Consider the following 23,755-nt stretch of genomic DNA (forward strand, 5'->3'; position numbering starts at 1 on the left):
CCCCCTTCCTCATGCCGGGCTCAGCGCCTGCCACAGGGCCAGCAGCGCCATCTGGGGCGGCTGGTCCGTGCGGTGGGTGAGGAAGCCCCAGCCCGCCGCGCGGGCATGGGCGGCGAGGCCGGCGCGGTGCGCGGCCAGGCGCTCGGCATAGAGGGCGCGCACCGTCTCCACGCGCGGGATCACGATGGGCGCCTCGCCCTCCAGCCCCTCGAACACCACGCGGCCGTGATAGGGCAGGCTCTCCTCCGCGGGGTCCAGAATCTGGACCATCTGCCCGCGCACCGGCCGCGCGGCGAAGGAGGCGAGGGCCGCCTGCACCTCGGGCAGGGGCTGCAGGAAATCCCCGAAGAGAACGAGCCGCGCATGGCGGGCGAGCGTCACGTCGCCCGCCGGCGAATCGGGCGCGGCGGGGCGGGCCAGCGCTTGGGCCAGGGCGGGCAGGGCGGCGCGGCCCATGAAAGCGCGCGGGGGGCCGGGCAGCAGCCGCACCCTCTCGCCGCCGCGCAGCAGCAGCGAGGCGAGGGCGAGCAGCAGCAGCTCCGCCCGGTGGCGCTTGGTCTCGAGCCCCTTGGCCGAGCGCCACTCCATGGAGGGCGTGAGGTCGCGCCAGAGCACCACGGTCTGCGCCGCCTCCCACTCCGTCTCGCGCACGAAGAGGCGGTCGGCCTTGGCGCTCTGCCGCCAGTCCACGCGGGCGGCGGCGTCGCCCGGCAGATAGGGGCGGAACTGCCAGAAGGCGTCGCCCGTGCCGGCGCGGCGGCGGCCATGGATGCCGTGCATCACCGTGCTGGCGACGCGCTCGGCCTCCACCACCAGGGGCGGAAGCCGCGCGGCCGCGGCCTCCGCCCGGGCGGGGGCGATGGCGGGGGAGGGCGCGGCCTCAGCCAATGCTCGCCTTCAGCGCGCCGATCACGTCCGCCACCTTCACCCCGTCGGCGCGCGCGGCGAAGGAGAGGGCCATGCGGTGGCGCAGCACTGGCTCGGCCAGCGCCAGCACATCGTCCAGGCTGGGGGCGAGGCGGCCGTCCAGCACGGCGCGGGCGCGCGTGGCGAGCATCAGCGCCTGCGCCGCGCGGGGGCCCGGGCCCCAGGCGAGGTTCTGGCGCACCTCGGGCAGCCCTTCCTCGGTGGGGCGGGCGCCGCGCACGAGCTTGAGGATGGCGTCCACCACCTGCTCGCCCACCGGGATGCGGCGGATGAGCTGCTGCGCGGCGATCAGCTCCCGCCCCGTCATGGCCGGCGCGGGCTTCGCCTCGGCCGCGCCGGTGGTGGCGAGCAGCATGGCCCGCTCGGCCGCCGCGTCGGGGTAGTGCACCTCGATCTCGAGCAGGAAGCGGTCGAGCTGCGCCTCGGGCAGCGGGTAGGTGCCCTCCTGCTCGATGGGGTTCTGGGTGGCGAGGACGTGGAAGGGTTCGGGCAGGGGCAGGATCTGCCCGCCGATCGCCACCTTGCGCTCCTGCATCGCCTGCAGCAGCGCGGACTGGGTGCGCGGGCTCGCGCGGTTGATCTCGTCGGCCATCAGGAGCTGGCAGAAGATCGGCCCGGGCAGGAAGCGGAAGGCGCGCTTGCCGTGCGAATCCTCCTCGAGCACCTCGCTGCCCAGGATGTCGGCGGGCATGAGGTCCGGCGTGAACTGCACGCGCCGCTCCTCGAGCCCCATCACCGTGCCCAGCGTCTCGACGAGCCTGGTCTTGCCCAGGCCCGGCACGCCGACCAGCAGCACATGCCCGCCCGAGAGCAGGGTGATGAGCGTCTGCTCCACCACCTCCTCCTGGCCGAAGATCACCCGGCCGATGGACTGGCGGGCCTTCTGCAGCCGCGCGCCCAGCGCCTCGATCTCGGAGAGCAGGGAGTCGGTGTCGGACACTTCACCCATGTGGTCGCGGTCCCCATATTGACGAGGGGTGGGGCCGGTGCTGCCTTCCCCCGCCTGATCCATCGGCCCTCACCAGGGCCGCACACCCCGGGAGTCGTCAGGGAAGCCTATGCCGCCGGATCGCCGCAACAAAGCGTCGAATGGTGCCACGGCGCCGGAATGGACGCGCGGCGCGGCGGCCCTGGCGCCGATGCGGGCAAAGCAGGATTGCGGTGACCTCGACATGCGCATCGCGCGCGACGGCACCTGGTACTACAAGGGCTCGCCCATCGGCCGGAAGGAGCTGGTCTGCCTCTTCGCCTCCGTGCTCAAGCGCGAGGCCGATGGCGGCTACGTCCTCGAAACCCCGGTGGAGCGCGCGCGCATCACGGTGGAGGACGCGCCCTTTATCGCCGTCGAGATGGTCTGGCGCGACTGCGACTGCGGCGATGGCCTCGCACCCAAGCAGTGCCTGAGCTTCCGCACCAACTGCGACCAGGTGGTGACGGCGGGGCCGAAGCACCCGATCCGCGTGCATCTCGATCCGCGCACGCGCGAGCCGCGGCCCTACATCACCGTCCGCGAGGGGCTGGAGGCGAAGATCACCCGCGCGGTGTTCTACGAGCTCGTCGCGCTCGCCGTGCCCGAGCGGGTGGACGGGCGCGAGGTGATGGGCGTCTGGAGCGAGGGGATGTTCTTCCCCATCGACGAGATCACCGCCCTCGACATGGCCGCGGAGTGACCCCGGAGGAATTGCGCGCGCGCCTCGCCCGGCCGGGGCTCTTCGCCGGGCTCGCGCCCTCTTTCGCCGATGACGCGCCGGGCGCACCCCGCCCGCCCGTGCGCCCCGCCGCGGTGCTGGTGCCCCTGGTGCTCGACCCCGAGCGGCCCTTCGTCCTGCTCACGCGGCGCGCGGCGCATCTCTCCTCCCACCCCGGCCAGGTCAGCTTCCCCGGCGGGCGCATCGAGCCGGGCGAGACGCCAGAGGAGGCCGCGCTGCGCGAGGCGGAGGAGGAGGTGGGCCTCGCGCGCGACTTGCCGGAGCTGCACGGGCGCATGCCCGCCCACCGCACCGGCACGGGCTATGAGATCACGCCCGTGCTCGGGCTGCTCGCCCCCGGCTTCGCCCTGCGCCCCGACCCGGCCGAGGTGGCGCACGCCTTCGCCTTCCCGCTCGCCACGCTGCTCGATCCCGCCGCCCCGCGGCGCGAGCGCGCGGAGTGGAAGGGGCGGCTGCGCGAATACTGGGTCTGGCCGCATGAGCAGGAGCGCATCTGGGGCGCCACGGCGAGCATCCTCCTCACCCTCGCGCGCGCGCTGCGCGGATGAGCGTCGCGCCCTCGCGCAACGGCCCTGGCGACCCCTGCTGGGCGACCCCAACTGCATGACATGGCCATCATCCTCGGACTGCTGTTCTTCGCCGCGCCCTTCCTGCTCTACGCGCTGTGGTGGCGGCTCTCGGGCGCGCAGGGTGCCAAGGGGCCGCCGGTGATCGCGCTGGCGCTCGGGCTGCTCGGGGTCGCGGCGGCGCTGGCCGGGGCGGTCCACTACGGGCTCTCGCGCAGCTTCGAGCGCGGCGAGGCCTATGTGCCCGCGCGCATCTCGCCCGAGGGCCAGGTGATCCGCGGCGAGGGGAGGCCGCGCTGAGCCTGCCCGCCTTCCTTGCCGCGCCAGCGCCGATGGGCGTCTTCGCCGCGCTGCCCGGGGCGCGCGCGGTGGGCGGCTGCGTGCGCGACCACCTGGCCGGGCTGCCGGTGCAGGACATCGACATGGCCGCACCCTTCCCGCCCGAGGAGATCATGGCCCGGCTGCGCGCCGCGGGCTTCAAGGTGTTCGAGACCGGCCTCGCGCACGGCACCGTCACCGCCGTGCTGCAGCGCCAGCCCATCGAGGTGACGAGCCTGCGCCGCGATGTCGTGACCGACGGCCGCCACGCGCAGGTGGCCTGGACCACCGACTGGCGCGAGGACGCGGCGCGGCGCGACTTCACCATCAACGCCATGTCGCTCGACGCGGCGGGCGGGCTGCACGACTATTTCGGCGGCCTCGAGGATCTGCGCGCGCGCCGTGTGCGCTTCGTGGGCGATGCGGCGACGCGGCTCGCCGAGGATTATCTCCGCGCGCTGCGCTTCTTCCGCTTCCAGGCCCGCTATGGCGGCCCCGAGCCGGACGCGACGGCCCTCGCCGCCATCCGCGCCGCCGTGCCGGGCCTCGCCCGCCTTTCGGCGGAGCGCGTCTGGATGGAGATCAAGCGCCTGCTCGCCGCGCCGGACCCGCGCGCCGCGCTGGCCCTGATGCGCGAGACCGGGGTGCTCGCCGCCGTGCTGCCCGAGGCCGGGGAGCCCGCGCGGCTGGACGCCGCCATCGCGGAAGGGGCGGGCGATGTGCTGCTGCGGCTCGCCATGCTGCTGCCGCTCGGGACGGACATCGGCGCGCTGGCCCGGCGGCTGCGCCTGTCGGGCGAGGAGCGCGCGCGGCTGCTCGCGCTGCATCGCGGGGCGGCGCTGCCCGCGGGGCGGGATGCGCGCAGTCTGCGCCGCTTCGCCGCCGAGCTGGCCGAGCGCGGCCTCGCCACCCCCTTCGAGGCCGCGCTGGTGGCCAAGGCCGAGGCGCCCGGGCTCGACCTCGCGCCCTTCCGCGCTCTGCCCGAAGGGCCGCACTTCCCGGTGCAGGGGCGCGATGGCCTGGCGCTCGGCATCCCGCCGGGGCCGCGCCTCGGGGCGCTGCTGGAGGAGCTGCGCCGCTGGTGGCTGGAGGGGGGCGCCGAGGCGGACCGCGCGGCCTGCCTCGCGCGGCTGGGGGAACTGGCCCGGCGCGACGCAAGCTGATAGCCGGGGCGGATGCCCGAGACGAAGAGCCTCACCCTGCTGCGCCGCTTCTGGCGCGACCACCTCCAGGCCGAGCGCGGACGCCTGATCGTCGCGCTGCTCTGCACGCTCGGGCTCGCGGGGGTGACGGCGCTCTACCCCGTGATCATCCAGCAGGCCTTCGACCTGTTCACGCGCGGGGAGACGGAGGCGCTGGTGTGGCTGCCGCTCGTCATCATCGGCGCGACCTCGGCGCGCGGCGGCTTCCTCTACCTGCAGCAGATCAACCTGCAGGGCGCAGCACTGGGCGCCATCGAGCATCTGCAGAACGCCCTGTTCCGCGCGCTGACGCGCGCCGACCTCGCGGTGGTGGCGGCCGAGGCCCCGGCCCGCCAGGCCAGCCGCTTCGTCACCGACGCCACGGCGGTGCGCGAGGGCGTCACGCGCAGCGTGAACGGCATCGGCGATGTGCTGACCATCGGCGGGCTCGTCGCCTCCATGCTCTGGCTCGACTGGCAGCTCGCGCTGCTGGCCGCGCTGCTCTATCCGGTCGCGGCCTGGCCCATCACCGCCATCGGCCGGCGCGTGCGGCGCGCGGCCTCCGGGATGCAGGACCGCGCGGGCGAGACGGCCGCGCTGCTGAACGAGAGCTTCGCCGCGGCCCCCGTGATCCGCACCTACCGGCTGGAGGCGCAGGAGGAGGCGCGCGCCGCGCGCGCCTTCGCCGCCTGGCGCGAGAGCCTGACGCGCATGGCCCGCGCGCGCGCGCGCATCGACCCGATCCTGGAGGCGCTGGGCGGCCTCACCGTCGCGCTGGTGCTGGTGGTGGTGGGCTGGCGCGTGAGCACGGGGCAGGGGACCATCGGCGAGTTCACCGGCTTCATCGCCGCGGTGCTCATCGCCGCGCGCCCGGTGCGCGCGCTGGGCACGCTGAACGCCGCGCTGCAGGAGGGCTTCGCCGGGCTCGCGCGCGTCTTCGCCGCGATGGACGCGCCGCGCGCCATCGCCGATTCGCCCGGCGCGCGCCCGCTGCCCGAGGGGCGCGGCGACATCCGCTACGAGGCCGTGGCCTTCCGTTATCCGGGCCGCGCCGAGCCGGCCATCGCGCACCTCGATCTTCACGCGCGGCCGGGCGAGACGGTGGCGCTGGTCGGCCCCTCGGGGGCGGGGAAATCCACCGCGCTCGCGCTGCTGCCGCGCCTCTACGACCCGAGCGCGGGGCGCATCCTGCTCGACGGCGCCGAGATCCGCGAGGTGACGCTCGCGAGCCTGCGCGACGCCATCGCCTTCGTGGGCCAGGAGGCGGTGATCTTCGACGACACGGCCTTCGCCAACATCGCCTGCGGCCGGCCGGGCGCCACGCGCGCCGAGGTGGAGCAGGCCGCGCGCGCCGCCCGCGCGCACGCCTTCATCGCGGCGCTGCCCCAGGGCTACGACACGCCGCTCGGGCCCGGCGGCGGGCGGCTCTCGGGCGGGCAGCGCCAGCGCGTGAGCCTCGCGCGCGCCCTGCTGCGCAACCCGCGCGTGCTGCTGCTCGACGAGGCGACCAGCGCGCTCGACGCCGAGAACGAGGCCGCGGTGCAGGCCGCCCTCGCCACGCTGCGCGCGGGGCGCACCACCCTCGTCATCGCGCATCGCCTCGCCACCGTGCAGAACGCGGACCGCATCCTGGTGATGGAGGCGGGGCGGGTGGTGGAGGAGGGCAGCCACGCGGCGCTGATGGCGCGCGATGGGCTCTACGCCCGGCTGGTGCGCAGCCAGGCCTTCGCCGCCGCATAGCGCATCGCGGCTGGCCGGGATGGGCCATGCCGCGGCGCGCTCTAGACAGGCGCGCTTCTTGTCGAAACCGTAAGGATTTCACCGCAACGTCACGCCATCCCCCGCCCCGCGCGCGGCATACAGCGCCGCGGTGATGGGCGGAGCGGGCATGGCGAGCGTCTCCCTGGAGGGCATCGGCAAGCGGTTCGGCGCCACGCCCGTGCTGCAGGGCGTGTCGCTCGACGTGGCGGATGGCGAGTTCCTCGCCCTGCTCGGCCCCTCGGGCTGCGGCAAATCCACGCTGCTGCGCATCATCGCCGGGCTCGAGGGCTGCAACGCCGGCACGGTGCGCCTCGATGGGCAGGACGTGACGGAGCTGCCGGCCAAGGCGCGCAACCTCGCCATGGTGTTCCAGAGCTACGCGCTCTATCCGCACATGACGGTGCGGCGGAACATCGCCGCGCCGCTGGAGCTGCGCCGGCTCTCCGCCTGGCGGCGGCCGCCGCTGCCGGGGGCGCTGCTGCCCTCGGCGCGGGCCATCCGCGCGGGCATCGCGGCCGAGGTGGCGCAGGTGGCCGAATCCCTCGGCCTGTCGGCGCTGCTCGACCGCCGCCCCGCGCAGCTTTCGGGCGGGCAGCGCCAGCGCGTGGCGCTCGCCCGCGCCATGGTGCGCCGGCCCGCCGCCTTCCTGATGGACGAGCCGCTCTCCAACCTCGACGCGCGGCTGCGCGGCGAGGCGCGCGAGGAGATCGTGGCGCTGCAGCGCCGCCTCGGCGCCACCGTGATCTACGTCACCCACGACCAGGCCGAGGCGATGGCGATGGCCGACCGCGTGGCGGTGATGCAGGCCGGCCGTCTGCTGCAGGTGGCGCCGCCGCAGGCGCTCTACGACGCGCCGGCCTCGCTGGAGGTGGCGCGCTTCGTCGGCTCCCCGCCCATGAACATCCTGCCCGCGCGCATCGGCCTGGGCGGGCGGGTGGAGGTGGAGGGCGTGGCGCTGCCCTTCCACGGCCCGGCCTGCCCCGGGCCGCGCCTGGGCGTGCGGCCCGAGGCCTGGGCGCTCGGCGCGGAGGGGCTGCCCGCCCGGCTCTCGCGCATCGAGCGGCTGGGGGCGGAGGCCATCCTGCACGCCGCCCTCGCCGGCTCGGGCACGGTCGTGACGGTGCGCCTCGCGCCCGAGCAGGCGGCGGGGCTCTCCCCCGGGCAGGCGCTGCACCTGACGCCGCGCGCGGCGCATCTCTTCGACGAGGAGGGGCTGCGGCGGCCGCTGCACGCCACCCTCCCGCAGCATGCGGACCATGGCTGAGCCGCTGCGCCGCTCCGGCGCGCGGCCCGGCGCGCGGGCCGAGCAATGGGCCGCTTGGCTGCTCGGGCTGCCCGCCTTCCTGCTGATGTGGGCCATGCTGCTCGGCCCCGCGCTGGCGGTGATCCTGCTCTCCTTCACCGACTGGAGCTTCGGCGAGGCGGAGCTGCGCTGGCACGGGCTCGGCAACTACCTCGAGCTCTGGGGCGACCGCGTCTTCTGGGTCAGCCTGCGCAACACGCTGATCTACGTGGGCGTGAGCGTGCCGGCGACGGTCGCGCTCGGTCTGCTCGCGGCGATCCTGATCGAGGGGGCGGGGCGCGGGCGCGGCCTCTACCGCGCGCTGTATTTCCTGCCCGTCGCCTCCACCCTGCTCGGCATGGCGCTGGTGTGGGAGTTCATGCTGCACCCGCGCGTGGGCTTCGTGAACCAGGTGGTGGCGGCGCTGGGCTTCGCCCGGCGCGACTGGCTGAACGATCCCGACCTCGCGCTGCTCGCGCTCGCGGCCATCGGGGTGTGGCAGAATCTGGGCCTCGCCATGGTGCTGTTCATGGCCGGGCTGCAGGCCATCCCGGCCGATCTCTATGAGGCGCTGGCGCTCGACGGCGCGGATGGCGCCTGGGAGCGCTTCCGCCGCATCACCTGGCCGCTGCTCGGCCCCGCCCTCGTCTTCGTCATGGCGATCATGGCGATCCGCAGCTTCCAGGTCTTCGACACGGTGGCGGTGCTGACCGAGGGCGGGCCGCAGAAATCCACCGAGGTGCTGCTCTACACCATGGTGCAGAACGGCTTCACCTTCCTCCGCTCCGCCTATGGCGCGGCGATCACGGCCGTCTTCCTCGCCTTCACCCTGGCGCTGACGCTGGCGCAGACCTGGCTGCTCGAGAGGAGGGCGCATTATGGCTAGGCGCGCCCTGCTGCCCGAGATCATCCGGCACGCCGTGCTGATCATGGGCGCGGCGGCGATGGTCTCGCCCTTCGTCGTGATGGTGGCGATCAGCCTCAAGCCGCCGGGCGAGATCTTCGCGCCGCAGTTCAGCCTGCTGCCGCAGCAGTGGCACGCCTTCGAGAACTACCGCGACGCCTTCACGCGCGTGCCGCTGGCGCGCTTCCTGCTGAACGGCTTCCTCGTCACCTTCTGCATCTTCGCGGCCCAGGCGGCCACCGCGCTGCCCATGGCCTATGCGCTGGCCAAGCTGCGCTGGGCGGGGCGGGGGGCCGCCTTCGCGCTGGTGCTGCTCGCGCTGCTCGTGCCGCCGCAGGTGCCGGCCATCCCGCTCTACATCGCGCTGTGGCAGCTCGATCTGCTCGACAGCTACGCCGCGATCATCCTGCCCTCGACCATCAGCGTCTTCGGCATCTTCCTGATGCGGCAGTTCTTCCGCACGGTGCCCGACGACCTGATCGCGGCCGCACGCATGGACGGGATGAGCGAGTTCGCCATCACCTGGCGGATCATGCTGCCCACCGCCTATCCGGCGCTCGCGGCCTTCGCCTGCCTCAGCTTCATCTGGAACTGGAACGAGTTCTTCTGGCCCTACATCGCGATCCAGAGCGAGCACCTGGCCACGCCGCCGCTCGGCATCGCGTTCTTCTCCAACGTGGAGGCCGGGACGAACTGGGGCCCGCTGATGGCCGCGGCCACCGTCGTCACCGCCCCGCTCGCCCTCGCCTTCCTCCTCGCGCAGCGCGCCTTCGTGCGCGGCGTGACCATGACCGGCCTCAAGTGACCCGCCACCCCCAGGAGAGAGACGCCATGCCCATGCTCGCCCGCCGCAGCCTCCTCGCCGCGCCGCTGCTCGCCGCACCCCTCTACGCCCGCGCCCAGGCGCGCGGCGTGGAGCTGACGGTGCAGTATTCCATCCCCGTTCTGTTCCGCGACCTGATGGAGCAGGTGGCGCAGGGCTTCATGCGCGCCCACCCCGACATCCGCATCGTCTATCGCGCGCCGGAGGAGGGCTATGAGGAAATCCTCCAGCGCAACCTGCGCGACGCCATCACCCGCACCCTGCCGGACGTGGCCTTCCACGGCCTCAACCGCCAGCGCACGCTGCTCGAGCGCAACATCCCGGTGGATTTGCGCCCCATCATGCAGGCCGATCCGGAGACGCCCGCCCTCGGCTACTCGGAGAGCCTGCTCTCGCTCGGCCAGGTCGGCGGGCAGCAGACGGGCATCGGCTTCGCCCTCTCCACGCCCATCCTCTACTACAACGTGGATCTGATGCGCCGCGCCGGCGGCGACCCCGCCCGCCCGCCCGCGAGCTGGGACGAGGTGATCGCGCTCGCCCGCGCCATCCATGGCAGCGGGCCCGACGTGCAGGGCATGTTCTTCGACTGGACGATCACCGGGAACTGGTCCTGGCAGGGGCTCGTCTTCTCCCATGGCGGGACGATGCTCAACGCCGAGGAGACGCGCGTCGCCTTCGGCGAGGCGCCGGGCCGGGCCGCGATCCGCGTGCTGCGCCGCATGGTGGAGGAGGGCCGCATGCCCGACATCCGCCCCGCCACGATGTTCAGCGATTTCTTCGCCGGCCGCATGGGCATCTCGATGCAGAGCACCGCGCAGCTCGGCCGCTACAACCGCGAGATCGGCGGCCGCTTCCCGCTGCTGACGGGCCGCTACCCGCTCTCCGCGCCGAATGCGCGCCTGCCCGCGGGCGGCAATGTCGCGATGATCTTCACGCGCGACCGCCAGCGCCAGGAGGCCGCCTGGAAATTCGTGAAATACGCCACGGGGCCCATCGGCGCGACCATGATGGTGCGCGCCACCGGCTACATGCCCGCCAGCACCATCCCCGCCGAGCGCGAGGACATGCTCGCCCCCTTCTACCGCGAGAACCCGAACCACCTCACCACCTTCCGCCAGCAGGACGTGATCACGGGCTGGTACGCCTTCCCCGGCCAGAACGCGCTGCGCATCACGGATGTGATCAACGACCACCTGCAGTCGGTGGTGGCGCGGCGGGCGGAGCCAGAGGCGGCGCTCGAGCGCATGGTCGCCGACGTGCAGAACCTGCTGCCGCGGCGGAGCTGAGCGGCCATGTCCGGCGCGCCCTTCAGCTTCCTGCACCTGACGGACCTGCACATGATCCCGGAGGGCGCGCCGCCCCTCTACGGCCTCGATCCCGGCGAGCGCCTGGCGCTCGCGGTGGCCGACATCGCCGCCCGGCACGGCCCGGGCGGCGCGGCCCCGGCCGAGTTCGCAGTGGTGACGGGCGATCTGACCCATCTCGGCGAGCCGGGCGCCTATGCGCGGCTCGGCCGCATCCTCGACCGGCTGCCGATGCCCGTGCACCTGCTGCTCGGCAACCATGACGACCGCGGCCATTTCCAGGCCGCCTTCCCCGGCACGCCGCGCGATGCGGCGGGCTTCGTGCAGCAGGCGCTGCCCACGCCCGTGGGCCTGTTCCTGATGCTGGACACGAACGAGCCCGGCACCCATGCGGGGCGGCTCTGCCCGGCGCGGCTCGCCTGGCTCTCGGCGAGGCTGGCGGAGAGCGAGGGGCCCGTCTTCCTCTTCCTGCACCACCCGCCCTTCCGCGTGGGCATCTCGCGCATGGACCGCATCCCGCTGCTGGATGCCGAGGCGCTGTGGGAGGTGCTGGCGCCGCACGCGCCGCGCATCCGCCACGCCTTCCACGGCCATCTGCACCGGCCGCTGGGCGGCTCCTGGAGGGGGATTCCCTTCACCTCGCTGCGCGGCACGGCGCATCAGGTCGCGCTCGACCTTGCCGAGCGCGAGACGGTGCCCGGCAGCCATGAGCCGCCGGCCTATGCGCTGGTGCGGGTGACGCCCGAGTCGGTGATCGTGCACACGCACGATTTCCTGGACGCCACCGGCGGGTTCCAGCTCTAGGCCGCGACGATCCCCTCCGCGCGCGCCATCGCCACCCAGTGGTCGCGGAAGGCGGCGACGAAGCGCGCGAACTCCGCCCCCATCGGGGCGGGCTGGCGCGGGGCGGAGGCGAGCTCCTCGAGCCTCGCGCGCACGGCCGCCGAGGCCGCGATGGGCGGGATGGCGGCGGAGAGGCGCTCCACCACCGGCGCGGGCAGGCCGCGCCGGCCGCTGAGGCCGATCCATTGCGTGTGCGTCGCGGCCGGAGCGCCGAGCTCGGCCAGCGTCGGCGCATCGGGGAAGCCCGGCACCCGCGCCTCAGAGGAGGTGGCGAGCAGGCGCAGCGTGCCGTCGCGCAACTGCCCCACCAGCGTGGTGATGGGCGCGTTCAGCATGTCGATCTGCCCGGCCAGCAGATCCTGCAGCGCGGGCGGCGTGCCGCGATAGGGGATGTGGTCGAGCTGCGCCGCGCCGGTGGCGCGGGCCAGCAGCGCGCCCGTGATGTGCTCGGCCGAGCCGACGCCCGAGGTGCCGTAGCGCACGGGCCGCGTGCGCGCGGCGGCGAGCAGCGCGGCCATGCTCGCGAAGGGCGAGTTCGCGCGCACGACGCTCACGGTCGGCGCCTCGGCCAGCAGGGCGATGTGCGTGAAATCCGCCACCGGATCATAGGGCACCGAGGGCAGCACGCCGGGCGCGAAGCCGAAGGGAATGGCGTGGGAGACGGCGAGGGTGAGGCCATCCGGCGCGGCCTTGGCCACCGCATCCGCGCCGATGGTGCCCGAGGCGCCCGCGCGGTTCTCCACCACCACATTCGTCCCCAGCGCCTCGCCCAGCGGCGCGGCGAAGAGCCGGCCGATCGCGTCGGCGAGCCCGCCGGCCGGGAAGCCCGCGATGAGGCGGATCGGCTGGCGGCCCGGCCAGGGCTGGGCGCGCGCGGCGGGCGCGAGCGCGAGAAGGGCGGGGAGGGCGAGAAGACGGCGGCGTTGCATGCTTCGAGGGCTCCGGTCGCACAAGGGCGGGGCAGGGCCGCGCCGCTGGACGCCGCCCCGCCCCCTCCGCCGGAGGACGAGCAAGCGCCGTGCCGCGGATTGATCTCGCGCAAGGCCGCGTTCATGTTCCGTGGCTAGATGCCGCGGAACAAAACTGGGGGAAGGCCGGATGCGCGCCGATGAGATCATGTCGCGGGACGTCGTGACCGTCCGTCCCGAGACTCCCTTGCGCGAGGTGGCGGAACTGCTCGCGAGCCGGCACCTCTCCGGCGTGCCGGTGGTGGACGCCGAGGGCCGCCTCCTCGGCGTGCTGACCGAGAGCGACCTGATGCGCCGCATCGCCGCGCCGGCCGAGGCGCCGGCGGGCTTCCTCGGCGGGCTGATCCGCGACGCGGCGGCCGAGGCCGGGCGCTTCGCCAAGCTGCACGGCCGCACCGCCCAGGATGTGATGACGCCCGATCCGCTCTGCGTGCCCCCCGACGCGCCGGTGGCGGAGGTGGCGAAGCTGCTGGAGGAGAAGCGCATCCGCCGCCTGCCCGTGGTCTCGGAGGGCAGGCTGCTCGGCCTCGTCAGCCGGGCCGACATCCTCAAGGCCGTGCTCGCCGCGCCCGAGGCGGGGGGCGGTGCGGCCGACGACGCCGCCATCCGCGCCGCGCTGCGTCGCGCGATGCGCGAACAGCCCTGGGTGGACCGCCACTTCCTCCACGCCGAGGTGCGCGACGGCCATGTCCATTTCACCGGCTTCGCGCGCAGCCCCACCATCGCCCAGGGCCTGCGCGCCCTGGCCGAAAGCATTCCCGGCGTGAGGAGCGTGAGCCTCGACCTCGCGCCGCCGCCGCTGTTCATGATGGGCATTCCCTGAGACGGCTGCCCCCACCGAAAGACCGGGAAAGGACGACGCATGAAGGTTCAGGACGTGATGTCGCGGGAGGTGCTCACCGTCTCGCCCGACACCCCCGTGCATGAGGTGGCGCGCCTGCTTTCCGAGCACCATGTCTCCGGCGCGCCGGTGGTGGATGCGGATGGCGCGCTGCTCGGCATCGTCACCGAGACGGATCTGGCCCACCGCCTCGCCGCGAAGGTGAGCCCGCCGCGCTCCTGGCTGCGCGCGCTCTTCTCCGCGGCGCCGGCCGAGGCGCTGGACTACGCGAAGTCCCGCGGCCGGAAGGCGCGCGACATCATGACGGCGGCCACCGTGACCATCGGCGAGGAGGCGAGCCTCGAGGAGGCGGCGCGGCTGCTGGAGGAGAAGGGCGTGCGCCGGCTGCCGGTGCTGCGCGGCGGCAAGCTCGTGGGCGTGGTCAGCCGGGCGGACATGCTGCGCGCGCTGCTCGCGCCCGAGGCGCCGGGGCCCGTCAGCGCCGATGACCGCGCGCTGCGCGCCGCCATCCAGGCCGCTCTGCGCGAGGCGGCCTGGACGCACGCCTACTCCATCCATTTCACGGTGCGCGACGGCGAGGTGACCTTCTACGGCTTCTCCTCGCCCACCGAAATCCAGCGCGGGCTGCGCGTGCTCGCCGAAGGGGTGCCCGGCGTCAAGGCCGTGCATTTCCCGGGGACGGAGTGAGGCTGGCGTAGAGCGCCTCAAGCCCCGGCGCATAGCCCGTCAGCGCGCGCGGCCGGGGGGTGCGGCGGCTCGGCGCCATGCCCGCCAGCGCGGCGGCGAGCCGCACTCCGGCCACCGTGCCGTCCACCAGCGGCACGGGGCTCTCCGGCTGAAGCGCGGCGGCCACGCCCGCGAGCGGCCCGCCGGCGAGGATCACGGACTCCGCGCCATCCTCCTCGACGGAGCGCCGCACCAGTTCGCGCAGCAGTTCGCGCCGCTCCTCGGCCACGCGCGAGGGATCGCCCGCGAAGGCGGGCCCCATGCGGAAGCCTGCGCAGCGCGACGCGAGGCCGCTGCGCTCCAGGCAATCCTCGAACATCGGGCGCAGTGCGGCGGTGAAGCTCACGATGCCGAAGCGCCGGCCGAGCAGGGCAGCGGCGTGGAAGGCGGCCTCGCTGATGCCGATGACGGGAACCTCGAACAGCTCCTTGGCCGCCTCCACCCCGGGGTCGCCGAAGCAGGCGACCACCGCGGCGTCGAAGCGCCCGCGCGCGGCCTGCAGCGCGGCCAGGGTGGCGGGGCCGGCCACCAGCCAGTCGGCGCGGCTGACGATGAGCGGCAGGCCGAAGGGGGCGGTCACCGTCTCCACCTGCGTGCCGGCGGGCGCGGCCGCGGCGGCCACGGCGGCGATTCGCCGCGTCACGCCCTCGGTCGTGTTGCTGTTGACCACGAGAATCCGCGCCATGCCCGAAGCCCTCCTGCGGCGGTGGCCGCGCCGCGGCCCTTGGGGCTAAGCTTACGGCCCATGGCACCCGACACCCAGGCCCCCGCCGAGGCCGCCCCCCGCAGCGCCGGCGCCTCCCGCGCCGCGGCGCCCGGGCGGCTGCGCTGGGCCGGGCGCATCGGCACGCGCGCGGCGGCGATCGTGGCGCTCATGCTCGCCGTCATCGCCTTCCTCGCGGGCAACGCGCTCGTGCAGCTCCAGCGCCAGGGCGAGATCATCGAGCAGATGGGCGTGCGCGACCGCGCGGCCATCGAGGCGGTGGACGATTTCTCCAACGACGTGGCGGATTTCGCCCAGGCCTTCGCCGCCGTGCTCGCGGGCGCGCTGCCGCCCGCCGTCACCGCCCCGCGCATGGTGCGCAACGCCGAGGGCATCATGGAGTCCTTCAACCTGCTGATGGAGAAGGTGGGCGCCCGGCTCGACCCCGTCGTCGCCACCGGCTCGCGCGACATGGCCGCCCGCCTGCCCGACCTCGCCGAGCGCGTGCGGGAGGCCTTCCAGCGCCGCCTGCGCGACCAGTACGGGCCGCTGCAGGAGGAGTGGCTCGACATCGTGGTGGCCTTCAACCGCCTCTCCGCCCAGGCGCGCGACATGATCCGCGCCGATGCGGATGCGAGCCGCGCCCGCGCCCACCGGCTGCAGGAGCAGGGCCGGCGCGCCGCCATCCTGGGCGCGGTGGCGGGGGTGGTGGGGCTCGGCCTCGTCTGGCTCGTGCTGGTGCAGCTCACCGCGCGCCCGCTCGGACGGCTCGCCAAGGCCATGCAGGGGCTGGCGCGCGGCGACGCCGAGGTGGCGGTGCCAGGCGCTGGCCGCTCCGACCAGGTGGGCGAGATGGCGCAGGCGGTGGAGGTGTTCAAGCAGAACCTCGCCAACACGCGCCGCCTGATGGACCAGGCGCTGGAGGGCGCGCGCCGCACCGCCGTCGTCACCACCCAGGCGAGCCAGGCGATCGGCCAGGTGAGCGAGGGCGCGATGACCCAGCTTGCGGAGCTGCGCCAGGTCTCGGACGCGCTCTCCCACACCGCCGAGGCGGTGGCGGAGGTGGGCCGCAGCACGCAGCAGGCGCGCGACACGGCGGCCGAGGCGCGCGCCCTGCTGGCCGACAGCCTCGCCCGGGTGCGCACGCTGATCGAGACGGTGGACGCGGTGGGCGAGGACACGGAGCGCGTGACGCGCATCGCCGCCACCATCGCGAAGATCGCCACCCAGACCAACATCCTCGCCATCAACGCCGCCATCGAGGCGGCGCGCGCGGGCGAGCACGGACGCGGCCTCGCGGTGGTGGCCGAGGAGGTGCGCGCGCTCGCCGCCAACACCGAGGCGCTGGCGCAGGAGATCGCGGATGTGGTGCTGCTCGCCGGCCGCCGCACGCGCGAGGGCGCGGGCACCGCGGCCGCCGTGGGCGAATCCATGGACGGGCTGGAGCGGCTGACGGGCGAGAGCGCGCGGCTCGCCGCGGCCATCGCGGTGGCGATGGAGGAGCAGCAGACCACCATCGCCTCGCTCGACGAGCGGGTGGCCACGCTCACGCGCATCGGCCAGTCCAACGCCACCGCCGCGGAGGAGATCACCGTGACCATGATCGACCTCTCCCGCCTCGCCGCCGAGGCGCGCGAGGCGGTGGAGAGCATGGCGGCGCGGCCCCATGGAGGGTGAGGGGTGAGCGCCGCGATCCTCGTCGTGGACGACAGCGGCTTCAACCGGCTGCTGCTGAAGCGCCGCCTCGCCGAGCTCGGCTACGGCGAGCCGGAGATGGCGACGAACGGGCTGGAGGCGCTCGCGGCCCTCGCCGCGCGCCGCTTCGACGTGATGCTGCTCGATCTCGAGATGCCCGAGCTCGACGGCATCGGGGTGCTGGAGCGGCTGCATGGGATGGCCGATGCGCCGCCGGTGATCGTGATCTCCGCGCAGACCGAGATGTCGGGCGTGATCCGCTGCATCGAGCTCGGCGCCGAGGACTACCTGCCCAAATCCTTCGACCCGCCGCTGCTCAAGGCGCGGCTGCAGGCCGTGCTGGAGAAGAAGCGGCTGCGCGACCTCGCGGCCGAGCGGCTGGCGGCGCTGGAGGCGGAGCTGGAATCGGCGCGGCGCGCGCAGCTCTCCCTCGTGCCGCGGGATTTCGCGCGCCTCTCGCGCGCGGCGCTCACCGTGGCGGCGCACATGGAGCCGGCGCGCGAGGTGGGCGGGGATCTCTACGACATCCTGCCCCTCGGCGCGCGCCATCTGATGTTCGCGGTGGCGGATGTGGCGGGGAAGGGCGCCTCGGCGGGGCTGACCATGGCGCGCGCCTTCGGTCTGATCCGCGCCGCCGCGCGGCTCGCGGACGCCGCGGGCCGCCTGCCCGACCCGGCGGAGCTGCTCGGCATCGCCAACGAGGATCTCGCCGCCGAGAACCCGGAGATGACCTTCATCACCGCCGCCCTGGGCGTGGTGGACGCGCAGAGCGGCGAGGGGCGCATCTGCGTCGCGGGGCATGAGGCGCCGCTGCTTCTCGCCGCCTCGGGGGCGCGGACGCTGGAGGGTTACCGCGTGCAGCCCGCGCTGGGCGTGCTGGAGGGCTTCGCCTATGCCTCCGCGCCCTTCGCCCTGGCGCCCGGCGAAGGGCTGCTGCTGATCAGCGACGGCGTGACCGAGGCGCATGATCCCGAGGGCGCGCTGTTCGGCAAGGAGCGCATGATGGGCGCGCTCGGCGCCTTGACCGGGCCGGCCGAGGCCATCGCCGCGCTGCTCGCCGCCGTGCAGGGCTTCGCGCGCGGCGCGCCGCCGGCCGATGACGTGACGGTGCTGGCGCTCACCCGCGCCGGCGCGGGCTGAGCGGGCCGGCCATGCGCCTCGGCTTCGGGCTGATGTGCAAGGCCCCGCGGCCCGGCCTCAGCAAGACGCGCCTCGCCGCCTCGCTGGGCGCGGAGGCGGCGGTGGGGCTCGCGCGCGCCCTGCTCCTGGACAGCGCGGCGCTGCTGCGCACGCTGGCCGATGCGGCGCATGCGCCCTGCATCGCCTTCCACGCCCCCGCCGATGCGGCCGGGGAGATGGCGGCGCTGCTGCCCGGCTGGGAGATGCGGGCGCAGCCCTGGGGCGATCTGGGCGCGCGGATGGGCGCGGCCCTGGACCATCTCTTCGCGCGGGGTGCGCAGGGCGCGGTGCTGATCGGCGCCGATGCGCCCACCCTGCCGCGCGCGCTGCTCGAACTGCTGTGCAGCGCGCTGGCGCGCGGGGCCGACGCCGCGCTGATCCCCGCCTACGACGGCGGCTATTGCGCGCTGGGGGCCGCGCGCCCCGTCCCCGCCGTCCTGGCCGGCATGCCCTGGAGCACACCCGGGCTTATGGAGGCCACCCGCCAGGCGGCCGAGGCCGCGGGGCTGCGCCTCGCCGTGCTCGCGCCCTGGCATGACGTGGATGCGGCGGAGGATCTCGATCTGCTGCGCCTGACGCTGCGCGGGCTGGCGCCGGCCGGGCTTTCGCCCCTGCCGCCCTGGCCCGCGCACGCCACGCGCATCGCGCTCGGCGCGTCAGTGGATCTCCGGCTCGGGTGAGGGCGCGCCGCGCTCGAGAAAGTCGAGATCGCAGCCCGCATCCGCCTGGCGGACATGGCGCTGGTAGAGCCCCGTCCAGCCGCGCTGCTGCACCGCCTTGCGCGGGGCCCAGGCGGCGCGGCGGGCGGCGAGCACCGCCTCGTCCACCAGCAGGTCGAGCCGCCGCTTCGGCACGTCGAGCGCGATCATGTCGCCATCCCGCACCAGCGCGAGGGGGCCGCCCAGCGCCGCCTCCGGCGCGACATGCAGCACGCAGGTGCCGTAGCTCGTGCCGGACATCCGCGCGTCCGACACGCGCACCATGTCGCGCACGCCGAGCGCCAGGATCTTCTTCGGCAGCGGCAGCATGCCCCATTCCGGGAAGCCCGGCCCGCCCACCGGCCCGGCCTCGCGCAACACCAGCACGGTCTCGGGCGTCACCGGCAGGGCGGGATCGTCGAGCCGCGCGTCGAGGTCGTTGTAGTCCTCGAATACGAGGGCGGGGCCGGTGTGGACCAGCAGCCCGGGGCTCGCGGCGCTGTGCTTGATCACCGCGCCATCGGGCGCGAGGCTGCCGCGCAGCACCGCCACGCCGCCCTCGGGGAAGATCGGGTTGTCGAGCGGGCGGATCACGTCGCGGTCGAACACCTCCGCCCCTTCGAGCTGCGCGCCCAGCGTGCCGTTCACCGTGCGCGCATCGAGGGCGAGATGCGGCGCGAGCGTGGCGAGGAAGCCCCGGCTGCCGCCCGCGTAGAAGAAATCCTCCATCAGATGCGTGCTGCCGTTCGGCCGCAGATTGGCGATCAGCGGCACGCGCCGGCTGATGGCGTCGAAGCGGTCGAGGTCCATCGCGATTCCCGCACGCCGCGCGATGGCGATGAGGTGCGGGATGGCGTTGGTGGAGCCGCCGAAGGCCATGGTCGCGGCCACCGCGTTGTCGAGGCTGCGCTGGTCGAGCAGCCGGGCGAGAGTGAGATCCTCCCACACCATGGCCACGATGCGCCGCCCCGCGGCGGCCGCCATGCGCGGATGCGCGGAATCCACCGCCGGGATGGAGGCGGCGCCGGGCAGCGTCAGCCCCATCGCCTCGGCGGCCAGCGCCATGGTGCTCGCCGTGCCCGCCGTCATGCAGGTGCCGGCCGAGCGGGAGAGGCCGGATTCCATCTCCTTCCACGCCTGCTGCGTGATGGTGCCTGCGCGCAGCTCCGCGTGATACTTCCACACATCGCTGCCCGAGCCGAGCTTGCGCCCGCGCCAATGCCCGCTCAGCATCGGCCCCGCGGGCACATAGATGGCGGGCAGCCCCATGCTGATCGCGCCCATGATGAGCGCGGGGCCCGTCTTGTCGCAGCCGCCCATCAGCACCAGCCCGTCGAGCGGCAGGCTGCGCGCGATCTCCTCCGTCTCCATCGCGAGGAAGTTGCGGTAGAGCATGGTGGAGGGTTTCTGGAACACCTCGCGCAGCGCCATGGCCGGGATTTCCACCGGAACGCCGCCCGCCGCCCAGACGCCGCGCTTCACGTCCTGCGCGCGTTCGCGGAAATGCGCGTGGCAGTGCATCAGGTCGGACCAGGTGTTGACGATCCCGATCACCGGCCGTCCCTGGAACTCCTCATGGCCGAGGCCGAGCTGCAGCATGCGCGAGCGGTGGTTCGCCGCGCGCATGCCCTCCGCGCCGAACCAGCGGTGGCTGCGGAGCTCCTCCGGGCGCTTCGGCATCTCAGCGCGGGGCCATGCGGATCGCGCCGTCGAGGCGGATCGTCTCGCCGTTGAGGTAGCCGTTCTCCACGATGTGCATGGCGAGCTTCGCGTATTCGTCCGGGTTGCCGAGGCGATGCGGGTTGGGCACGCTCTGCGCCAGCGACTGCTTGATGGGATCGGCGAGGCGCTGGAGCATCGGCGTGTCGAAGATGCCCGGCGCGATGGTGCAGACGCGGATCAGGCGGCTCGCGAGGTCGCGCGCCGCGCAGAGGGTGAATCCGATCACGCCCGCCTTGGAGGAGGCGTAGGGGATCTGCCCGATCTGCCCCTCATAGCCGGCCACCGACGCGGTGAGGATGCACACGCCGCGCTCGCCCTCCACCGGTTCCGTCCTCGCCATGGCGGCGGCGGCGAGGCGCACGGCGTTGAAGGTGCCGGTGAGGTTCACCTTGATGATGGCCTCGAAATGCGCGAGCGCGCCGGGGGCGCCGTCCTTGTCGAGGATGCGCAGCGCGCCGCCGCGGCCCGCGCAATGCACCAGCACGCGCACGGGGCCCATGGCCTCGGCCGCCGCGACGGCGGCCTGCATGCTCGCCTCCTCCGTCACATCCGCCGGGCAGAAGCGGCCGCCCAGCTCCTTCGCCACCGCCTCTCCGTTCGATGCCGGGAGATCGGCGATCAGCACCTTCGCCCCCGCCGCCGCCAGCCGCTTCGCCGAGGCGAGGCCGAGCCCCGAGGCCCCGCCCGTCACGATCGCCGCCGCACCCTTCACGTCCATGCGCTCCCTCCTTGCCGTCTCGCGCAGAGCGCACCACGCGGGCTTGCTTGACGCAAGACGGGCGGGGCGGAACCATCGCGCAAAGGGGAAGGAGAGGAGACGCCCATGCCGCTGCTGGCCGAACGCGCACGCGCGACACCCGGCAAGCCCGCGGCCATCTTCCCCGACACGGGCGAGGTGCTGCGCTTCGCGGAGCTCGACGCGCGCGCGAACCAGGCGGCGCATGGCCTCATCGCGCTCGGCCTCGTGCCCGGCGAGGGCATCGCGCTGCTGCTCGAGAACACGCCCGAGTTCCTGATCCTGAGCTATGGCGCGAAGCGGGCGGGGCTGATGGTGACGCCGCTCTCCATCCATCTGCGCCCGCCCGAGGTCGCGCATGTGCTGCGCGATTCCGGCGCGCGGCTGCTGGTGGCGGGGGCCTCGCTCGGCGCGCTCGCCGCGGCCCTCGATCTCGAGGGGGTGCCGCACCGCTTCAGCGCGGGCGGCGCGATCCCCGGCTACCGGCCGCTCGCGGCGCTTCTGGAGGGCCAGCCCACGCAATGGCCCGAGGGCGAGCGGCCCATCGGGCGCGAGTTCCTCTACTCCTCCGGCACCACCGGTCTGCCCAAGGGCATCCGCCGCCCGCTCATCCCCTTCGCGGACCGCCTCAAGCCCGAGTTCGACATGAGCTGGAAGCCCTTCTACGGCTTCGACGAGAACACCGTCTATCTCTCGCCCGCGCCCCTCTACCACGCGGCGCCCAACCGCTACGTGCAGCGGACCATCGACCATGGCGGCACGGCGGTGATCATGCGCAAGTTCGACGCGGCGCGCGCGCTCGCGCTCATCGAGGCGCATCGCGTCACGCACAGCCAATGGGTTCCGACCATGTTCGTGCGCCTGCTCGCCCTGCCCGAGGAGGTGCGGCGGCGGCGCGACCTCTCCAGCCACCGCTGCGCCATCCACGCCGCCGCACCCTGCCCGATCCCGGTCAAGCGCGCGATGATCGCCTGGTGGGGGCCGATCCTGCGCGAGTACTACGCGGGCAGCGAGGGCATCGGCACCACCTTCATCGACAGCGAGACCTGGCTGCGCAAACCCGGCAGCGTGGGCCGCCCCGCCTATGGGCGCGTGCACATCTGCGACGAGGAGGGCCGCGAACTGCCGCCCGGCGAGACGGGGCGCATCTGGTTCGAGGGCGGCGCGCGCTTCGCCTACCACAACGACCCCGAGAAGACCGCCGCCGCCTACAACGACAAGGGCTGGGCTACGCTGCACGACCTCGGCTGGCTGGACGAGGAGGGTTTCCTCTACCTCTCCGACCGGCGCGCCGACCTCATCCTCTCCGGCGGCGTGAACATCTATCCGGCCGAGATCGAGGCGGTGCTCGCGCAGCATCCGCGCGTTTCGGAAGCGGCGGTGATCGGCGTGCCCGATCCGGAGTTCGGCGAGCGTCCGCGCGCCCTCATCGTGCCGCGTGGCGGCGCGGGGGATGCGGCGCTGGCGGAGGAGCTGATCGCGCTCTGCCGCGCGAATCTCGCCGGGCCCAAGGTGCCGCGCGCCGTGGAGTTCCTGGAGGAGCTGCCGCGCAGCGAGGCCGGCAAGCTGCTGCGCCGCGTGCTGAAGGAGCGCTACCTATAGCCCGAGGCGATCGCGGATCCGCCCCTCCCAGAGCTTGGCGAGCACGCCGAGCTTCCAGAACCTGTGGAAGGGGATGGGCGCGATGGAGGTGACGGGCATGTCGAGTTGCTCGGCCGGCGTGCCCGTCAGGCGGCGCGCGATCTCGCGGCCCATGACGGTCGCCATCGCCACGCCGCGCCCGTTGTAGCCCAGCGCCGCGATCACGCCGGGTGCGGGCTCGTGCAGGTGCGGGTAGTGGTCCTTCGTCATGGCGAGCTGGCCGTTCCAGCGATGCGTCCAGGAGAGCCCGCGCAGCTCGGGCCACAGGCGCTCGGCATAGCGGAGGAGGTAGCCGATGGGCGCGGTGTCGCGGATGGGCGATTGCGGGCCGCGCCCGCCCATCAGCAGCCGGTTCGCGCGGTCCATGCGGTAATAGACGGTGATGCGCCCTGCCTCGTAGAGCGAGGCGCGGCGCGGCATGATGCGCCGCGCCACCTCCTCGGCGATGGGCGCGGAGGCGGCGATGGAGCTGAAGACAGGCACCACGCTCTCGCGCAGCGAGGGCCAGAGCGCATCGGTATAGCCATTGGTGGCGAGCACGAGGCTGTCCGCGCGCACGCTGCCCCTGGGCGTCGTGACGCGCCAGCCCGCGCCCTCGCGCGCGAGGGAGAGGGCGCGCGTGCCGCCATGCAGACGCGCGCCCTGGGCGATGGCTGCGCGCGCAAGGCCCCGCGCATAGGCCAGCGGATGGAGGTCGCCGCCACGGGCGTCGAACATCGCGCCCGCGTAGCGCTCCGTGCCGGTCATCGCCGCCGTCTCGGCGGCGTCGAGGAAGCGCACGGGGCCGCCGCGGCGCGCGCATTGCTCGGCGGTGCGGCGCACGGCCTCGGCGTTGGCGGGGCCGATGGCGGCGCGGATCGTGCCCTCCTGCCGCGCCTCGCAGGCGATCTGGTGCCGGCGGATCAGCGCGAACACCGCATCCGGCGCGCCATAGCTGAGCGCGAGCATGCGCGCGCCGAGGTCGGGGCCCCAGTCGCGCTCCACCTCGTCGGGGTCGGGCTTCAGGCCCGGGTTCACCTGCCCGCCATTGCGGCCCGAGGCGCCCCAGCCCGGCTCCTCCGCCTCGAGCAGCAGCACGTCCACGCCGGCCTCGGCCAGATGCAGCGCGGCCGAGAGCCCGGTGAAGCCGCCGCCGATGACGCAGACATCCGCGCGCGCCTCGCCCTCGAGCGGCGGCGTGGGCGGGGCAGGGGGGGCGGTCTCGGCGTAGAGGCTCGGCGGCAGCATG

The 23,755-nt window shown here is 74.3% G+C and carries 23 protein-coding genes; 16 read left to right on the plus strand and 7 right to left on the minus strand.

Translation table 11 applies throughout. The features are described 5' to 3' along the window. Nucleotides 1-9 precede the first annotated feature (9 nt). Both H596_RS0109450 and H596_RS0109455 read right to left on the minus strand, forming a co-directional pair. On the minus strand, nt 10-888 hold the full coding sequence (locus H596_RS0109450; RefSeq protein ID WP_027284682.1) for a DUF58 domain-containing protein: 879 nt from the start codon (nt 886-888) through the stop codon (nt 10-12). Next, nucleotides 881-1,876, minus strand: a complete 996-nt coding sequence (locus H596_RS0109455) for an AAA family ATPase (RefSeq protein WP_027284683.1) — start codon at nt 1,874-1,876, stop codon at nt 881-883. Before H596_RS0109455 ends, H596_RS0109450 begins: the two co-directional genes overlap by 8 nt. A gap of 190 nt (nt 1,877-2,066) precedes the next feature. On the opposite strand from H596_RS0109455, the gene H596_RS20920 reads away from it, so the two are divergent. From H596_RS20920 to H596_RS0109505, 10 genes are all read left to right on the plus strand, one after another. Next, entirely contained in the window at nt 2,067-2,597 is a 531-nt protein-coding gene (locus H596_RS20920; protein ID WP_342663343.1) for a DUF1285 domain-containing protein, read from the plus strand. Further along, nucleotides 2,594-3,184, plus strand: coding sequence for an NUDIX hydrolase (locus H596_RS20925; RefSeq protein ID WP_037300769.1), 591 nt, complete (start codon nt 2,594-2,596; stop codon nt 3,182-3,184). The genes H596_RS20920 and H596_RS20925 overlap by 4 nt, the downstream gene beginning before the upstream one ends. A gap of 60 nt (nt 3,185-3,244) precedes the next feature. Then, complete coding sequence (locus tag H596_RS0109470) at nt 3,245-3,502, plus strand: hypothetical protein (RefSeq protein ID WP_027284684.1); 258 nt, start codon at nt 3,245-3,247, stop codon at nt 3,500-3,502. Between the two features lie 32 nt (nt 3,503-3,534). Further along, on the plus strand, nt 3,535-4,683 hold the full coding sequence (locus tag H596_RS0109475) for a CCA tRNA nucleotidyltransferase (RefSeq protein ID WP_027284685.1): 1,149 nt from the start codon (nt 3,535-3,537) through the stop codon (nt 4,681-4,683). A 12-nt stretch (nt 4,684-4,695) separates the two neighbouring features. Beyond that, a complete protein-coding gene (locus H596_RS0109480; RefSeq protein WP_027284686.1) occupies nt 4,696-6,441 on the plus strand; it encodes an ABC transporter ATP-binding protein in 1,746 nt (581 codons plus the stop codon). Nucleotides 6,442-6,589: 148 nt separating this feature from the next. After that, entirely contained in the window at nt 6,590-7,726 is a 1,137-nt protein-coding gene (locus tag H596_RS0109485; protein WP_027284687.1) for an ABC transporter ATP-binding protein, read from the plus strand. Next, nucleotides 7,719-8,630 (plus strand): carbohydrate ABC transporter permease, encoded by a 912-nt coding sequence (locus tag H596_RS0109490; protein WP_027284688.1) that lies wholly within the window; start codon nt 7,719-7,721, stop codon nt 8,628-8,630. Before H596_RS0109485 ends, H596_RS0109490 begins: the two co-directional genes overlap by 8 nt. Then, nucleotides 8,623-9,453, plus strand: a complete 831-nt coding sequence (locus tag H596_RS0109495) for a carbohydrate ABC transporter permease (RefSeq protein WP_027284689.1) — start codon at nt 8,623-8,625, stop codon at nt 9,451-9,453. The genes H596_RS0109490 and H596_RS0109495 overlap by 8 nt, the downstream gene beginning before the upstream one ends. 26 nt (nt 9,454-9,479) lie before the next feature. Further along, nucleotides 9,480-10,757, plus strand: coding sequence for an ABC transporter substrate-binding protein (locus H596_RS0109500; RefSeq protein WP_084602657.1), 1,278 nt, complete (start codon nt 9,480-9,482; stop codon nt 10,755-10,757). Between the two features lie 6 nt (nt 10,758-10,763). After that, a complete protein-coding gene (locus H596_RS0109505) occupies nt 10,764-11,579 on the plus strand; it encodes a phosphodiesterase (protein ID WP_027284691.1) in 816 nt (271 codons plus the stop codon). Here the strand turns inward: H596_RS0109505 and H596_RS20930 are convergent. Further along, nucleotides 11,576-12,547: a Bug family tripartite tricarboxylate transporter substrate binding protein gene (locus tag H596_RS20930; RefSeq protein ID WP_051212718.1), complete on the minus strand. Its 972-nt coding sequence runs from the start codon at nt 12,545-12,547 to the stop codon at nt 11,576-11,578. The two genes, H596_RS0109505 and H596_RS20930, sit on opposite strands and share 4 nt — an antisense overlap. A gap of 187 nt (nt 12,548-12,734) precedes the next feature. Here H596_RS20930 and H596_RS0109520 point away from each other — a divergent pair, with 187 nt between their 5' ends. Continuing rightward, entirely contained in the window at nt 12,735-13,409 is a 675-nt protein-coding gene (locus tag H596_RS0109520; RefSeq protein WP_037300799.1) for a CBS domain-containing protein, read from the plus strand. Nucleotides 13,410-13,448: 39 nt separating this feature from the next. Further along, nucleotides 13,449-14,114, plus strand: a complete 666-nt coding sequence (locus tag H596_RS0109525; RefSeq protein ID WP_027284693.1) for a CBS domain-containing protein — start codon at nt 13,449-13,451, stop codon at nt 14,112-14,114. Here H596_RS0109525 and H596_RS0109530 read toward each other — a convergent pair. Beyond that, a complete protein-coding gene (locus tag H596_RS0109530; protein ID WP_027284694.1) occupies nt 14,083-14,838 on the minus strand; it encodes an aspartate/glutamate racemase family protein in 756 nt (251 codons plus the stop codon). The genes H596_RS0109525 and H596_RS0109530 overlap by 32 nt on opposite strands. Before the next feature lie 60 nt (nt 14,839-14,898). On the opposite strand from H596_RS0109530, the gene H596_RS23800 reads away from it, so the two are divergent. From H596_RS23800 to H596_RS20935, 3 genes are read left to right on the plus strand one after another with little or no spacing between them, the layout of a single operon-like run. Further along, nucleotides 14,899-16,533, plus strand: coding sequence for a methyl-accepting chemotaxis protein (locus H596_RS23800; protein WP_027284695.1), 1,635 nt, complete (start codon nt 14,899-14,901; stop codon nt 16,531-16,533). A gap of 3 nt (nt 16,534-16,536) precedes the next feature. Continuing rightward, nucleotides 16,537-17,691, plus strand: a complete 1,155-nt coding sequence (locus H596_RS23805) for a fused response regulator/phosphatase (RefSeq protein WP_027284696.1) — start codon at nt 16,537-16,539, stop codon at nt 17,689-17,691. Between the two features lie 11 nt (nt 17,692-17,702). After that, nucleotides 17,703-18,410 (plus strand): TIGR04282 family arsenosugar biosynthesis glycosyltransferase, encoded by a 708-nt coding sequence (locus H596_RS20935; protein ID WP_051212723.1) that lies wholly within the window; start codon nt 17,703-17,705, stop codon nt 18,408-18,410. On the opposite strand, the gene araD is transcribed toward H596_RS20935, so the two are convergent. Both araD and H596_RS0109555 read right to left on the minus strand, forming a co-directional pair. Continuing rightward, nucleotides 18,387-20,108 carry an L-arabinonate dehydratase gene (gene araD, locus H596_RS0109550; RefSeq protein ID WP_027284697.1) on the minus strand — a complete coding sequence of 574 codons (1,722 nt, stop codon included), beginning with the start codon at nt 20,106-20,108 and terminating at the stop codon, nt 18,387-18,389. The genes H596_RS20935 and araD overlap by 24 nt on opposite strands. A gap of 1 nt (nt 20,109) precedes the next feature. Then, the gene (locus H596_RS0109555) at nt 20,110-20,868 is read right to left on the minus strand and encodes an SDR family NAD(P)-dependent oxidoreductase (protein WP_027284698.1); all 759 of its coding nucleotides are present in this window, start codon (nt 20,866-20,868) and stop codon (nt 20,110-20,112) included. A gap of 105 nt (nt 20,869-20,973) precedes the next feature. Here H596_RS0109555 and H596_RS0109560 point away from each other — a divergent pair, with 105 nt between their 5' ends. Beyond that, nucleotides 20,974-22,488, plus strand: coding sequence for an AMP-binding protein (locus H596_RS0109560; RefSeq protein ID WP_027284699.1), 1,515 nt, complete (start codon nt 20,974-20,976; stop codon nt 22,486-22,488). Here H596_RS0109560 and H596_RS0109565 read toward each other — a convergent pair. Beyond that, the gene (locus tag H596_RS0109565; protein ID WP_027284700.1) at nt 22,483-23,754 is read right to left on the minus strand and encodes an NAD(P)/FAD-dependent oxidoreductase; all 1,272 of its coding nucleotides are present in this window, start codon (nt 23,752-23,754) and stop codon (nt 22,483-22,485) included. The two genes, H596_RS0109560 and H596_RS0109565, sit on opposite strands and share 6 nt — an antisense overlap. Nucleotide 23,755: the final 1 nt, after the last annotated feature.

The organism is Rubritepida flocculans DSM 14296, from assembly GCF_000425365.1.
GTDB lineage: Bacteria > Pseudomonadota > Alphaproteobacteria > Acetobacterales > Acetobacteraceae > Roseococcus > Roseococcus flocculans.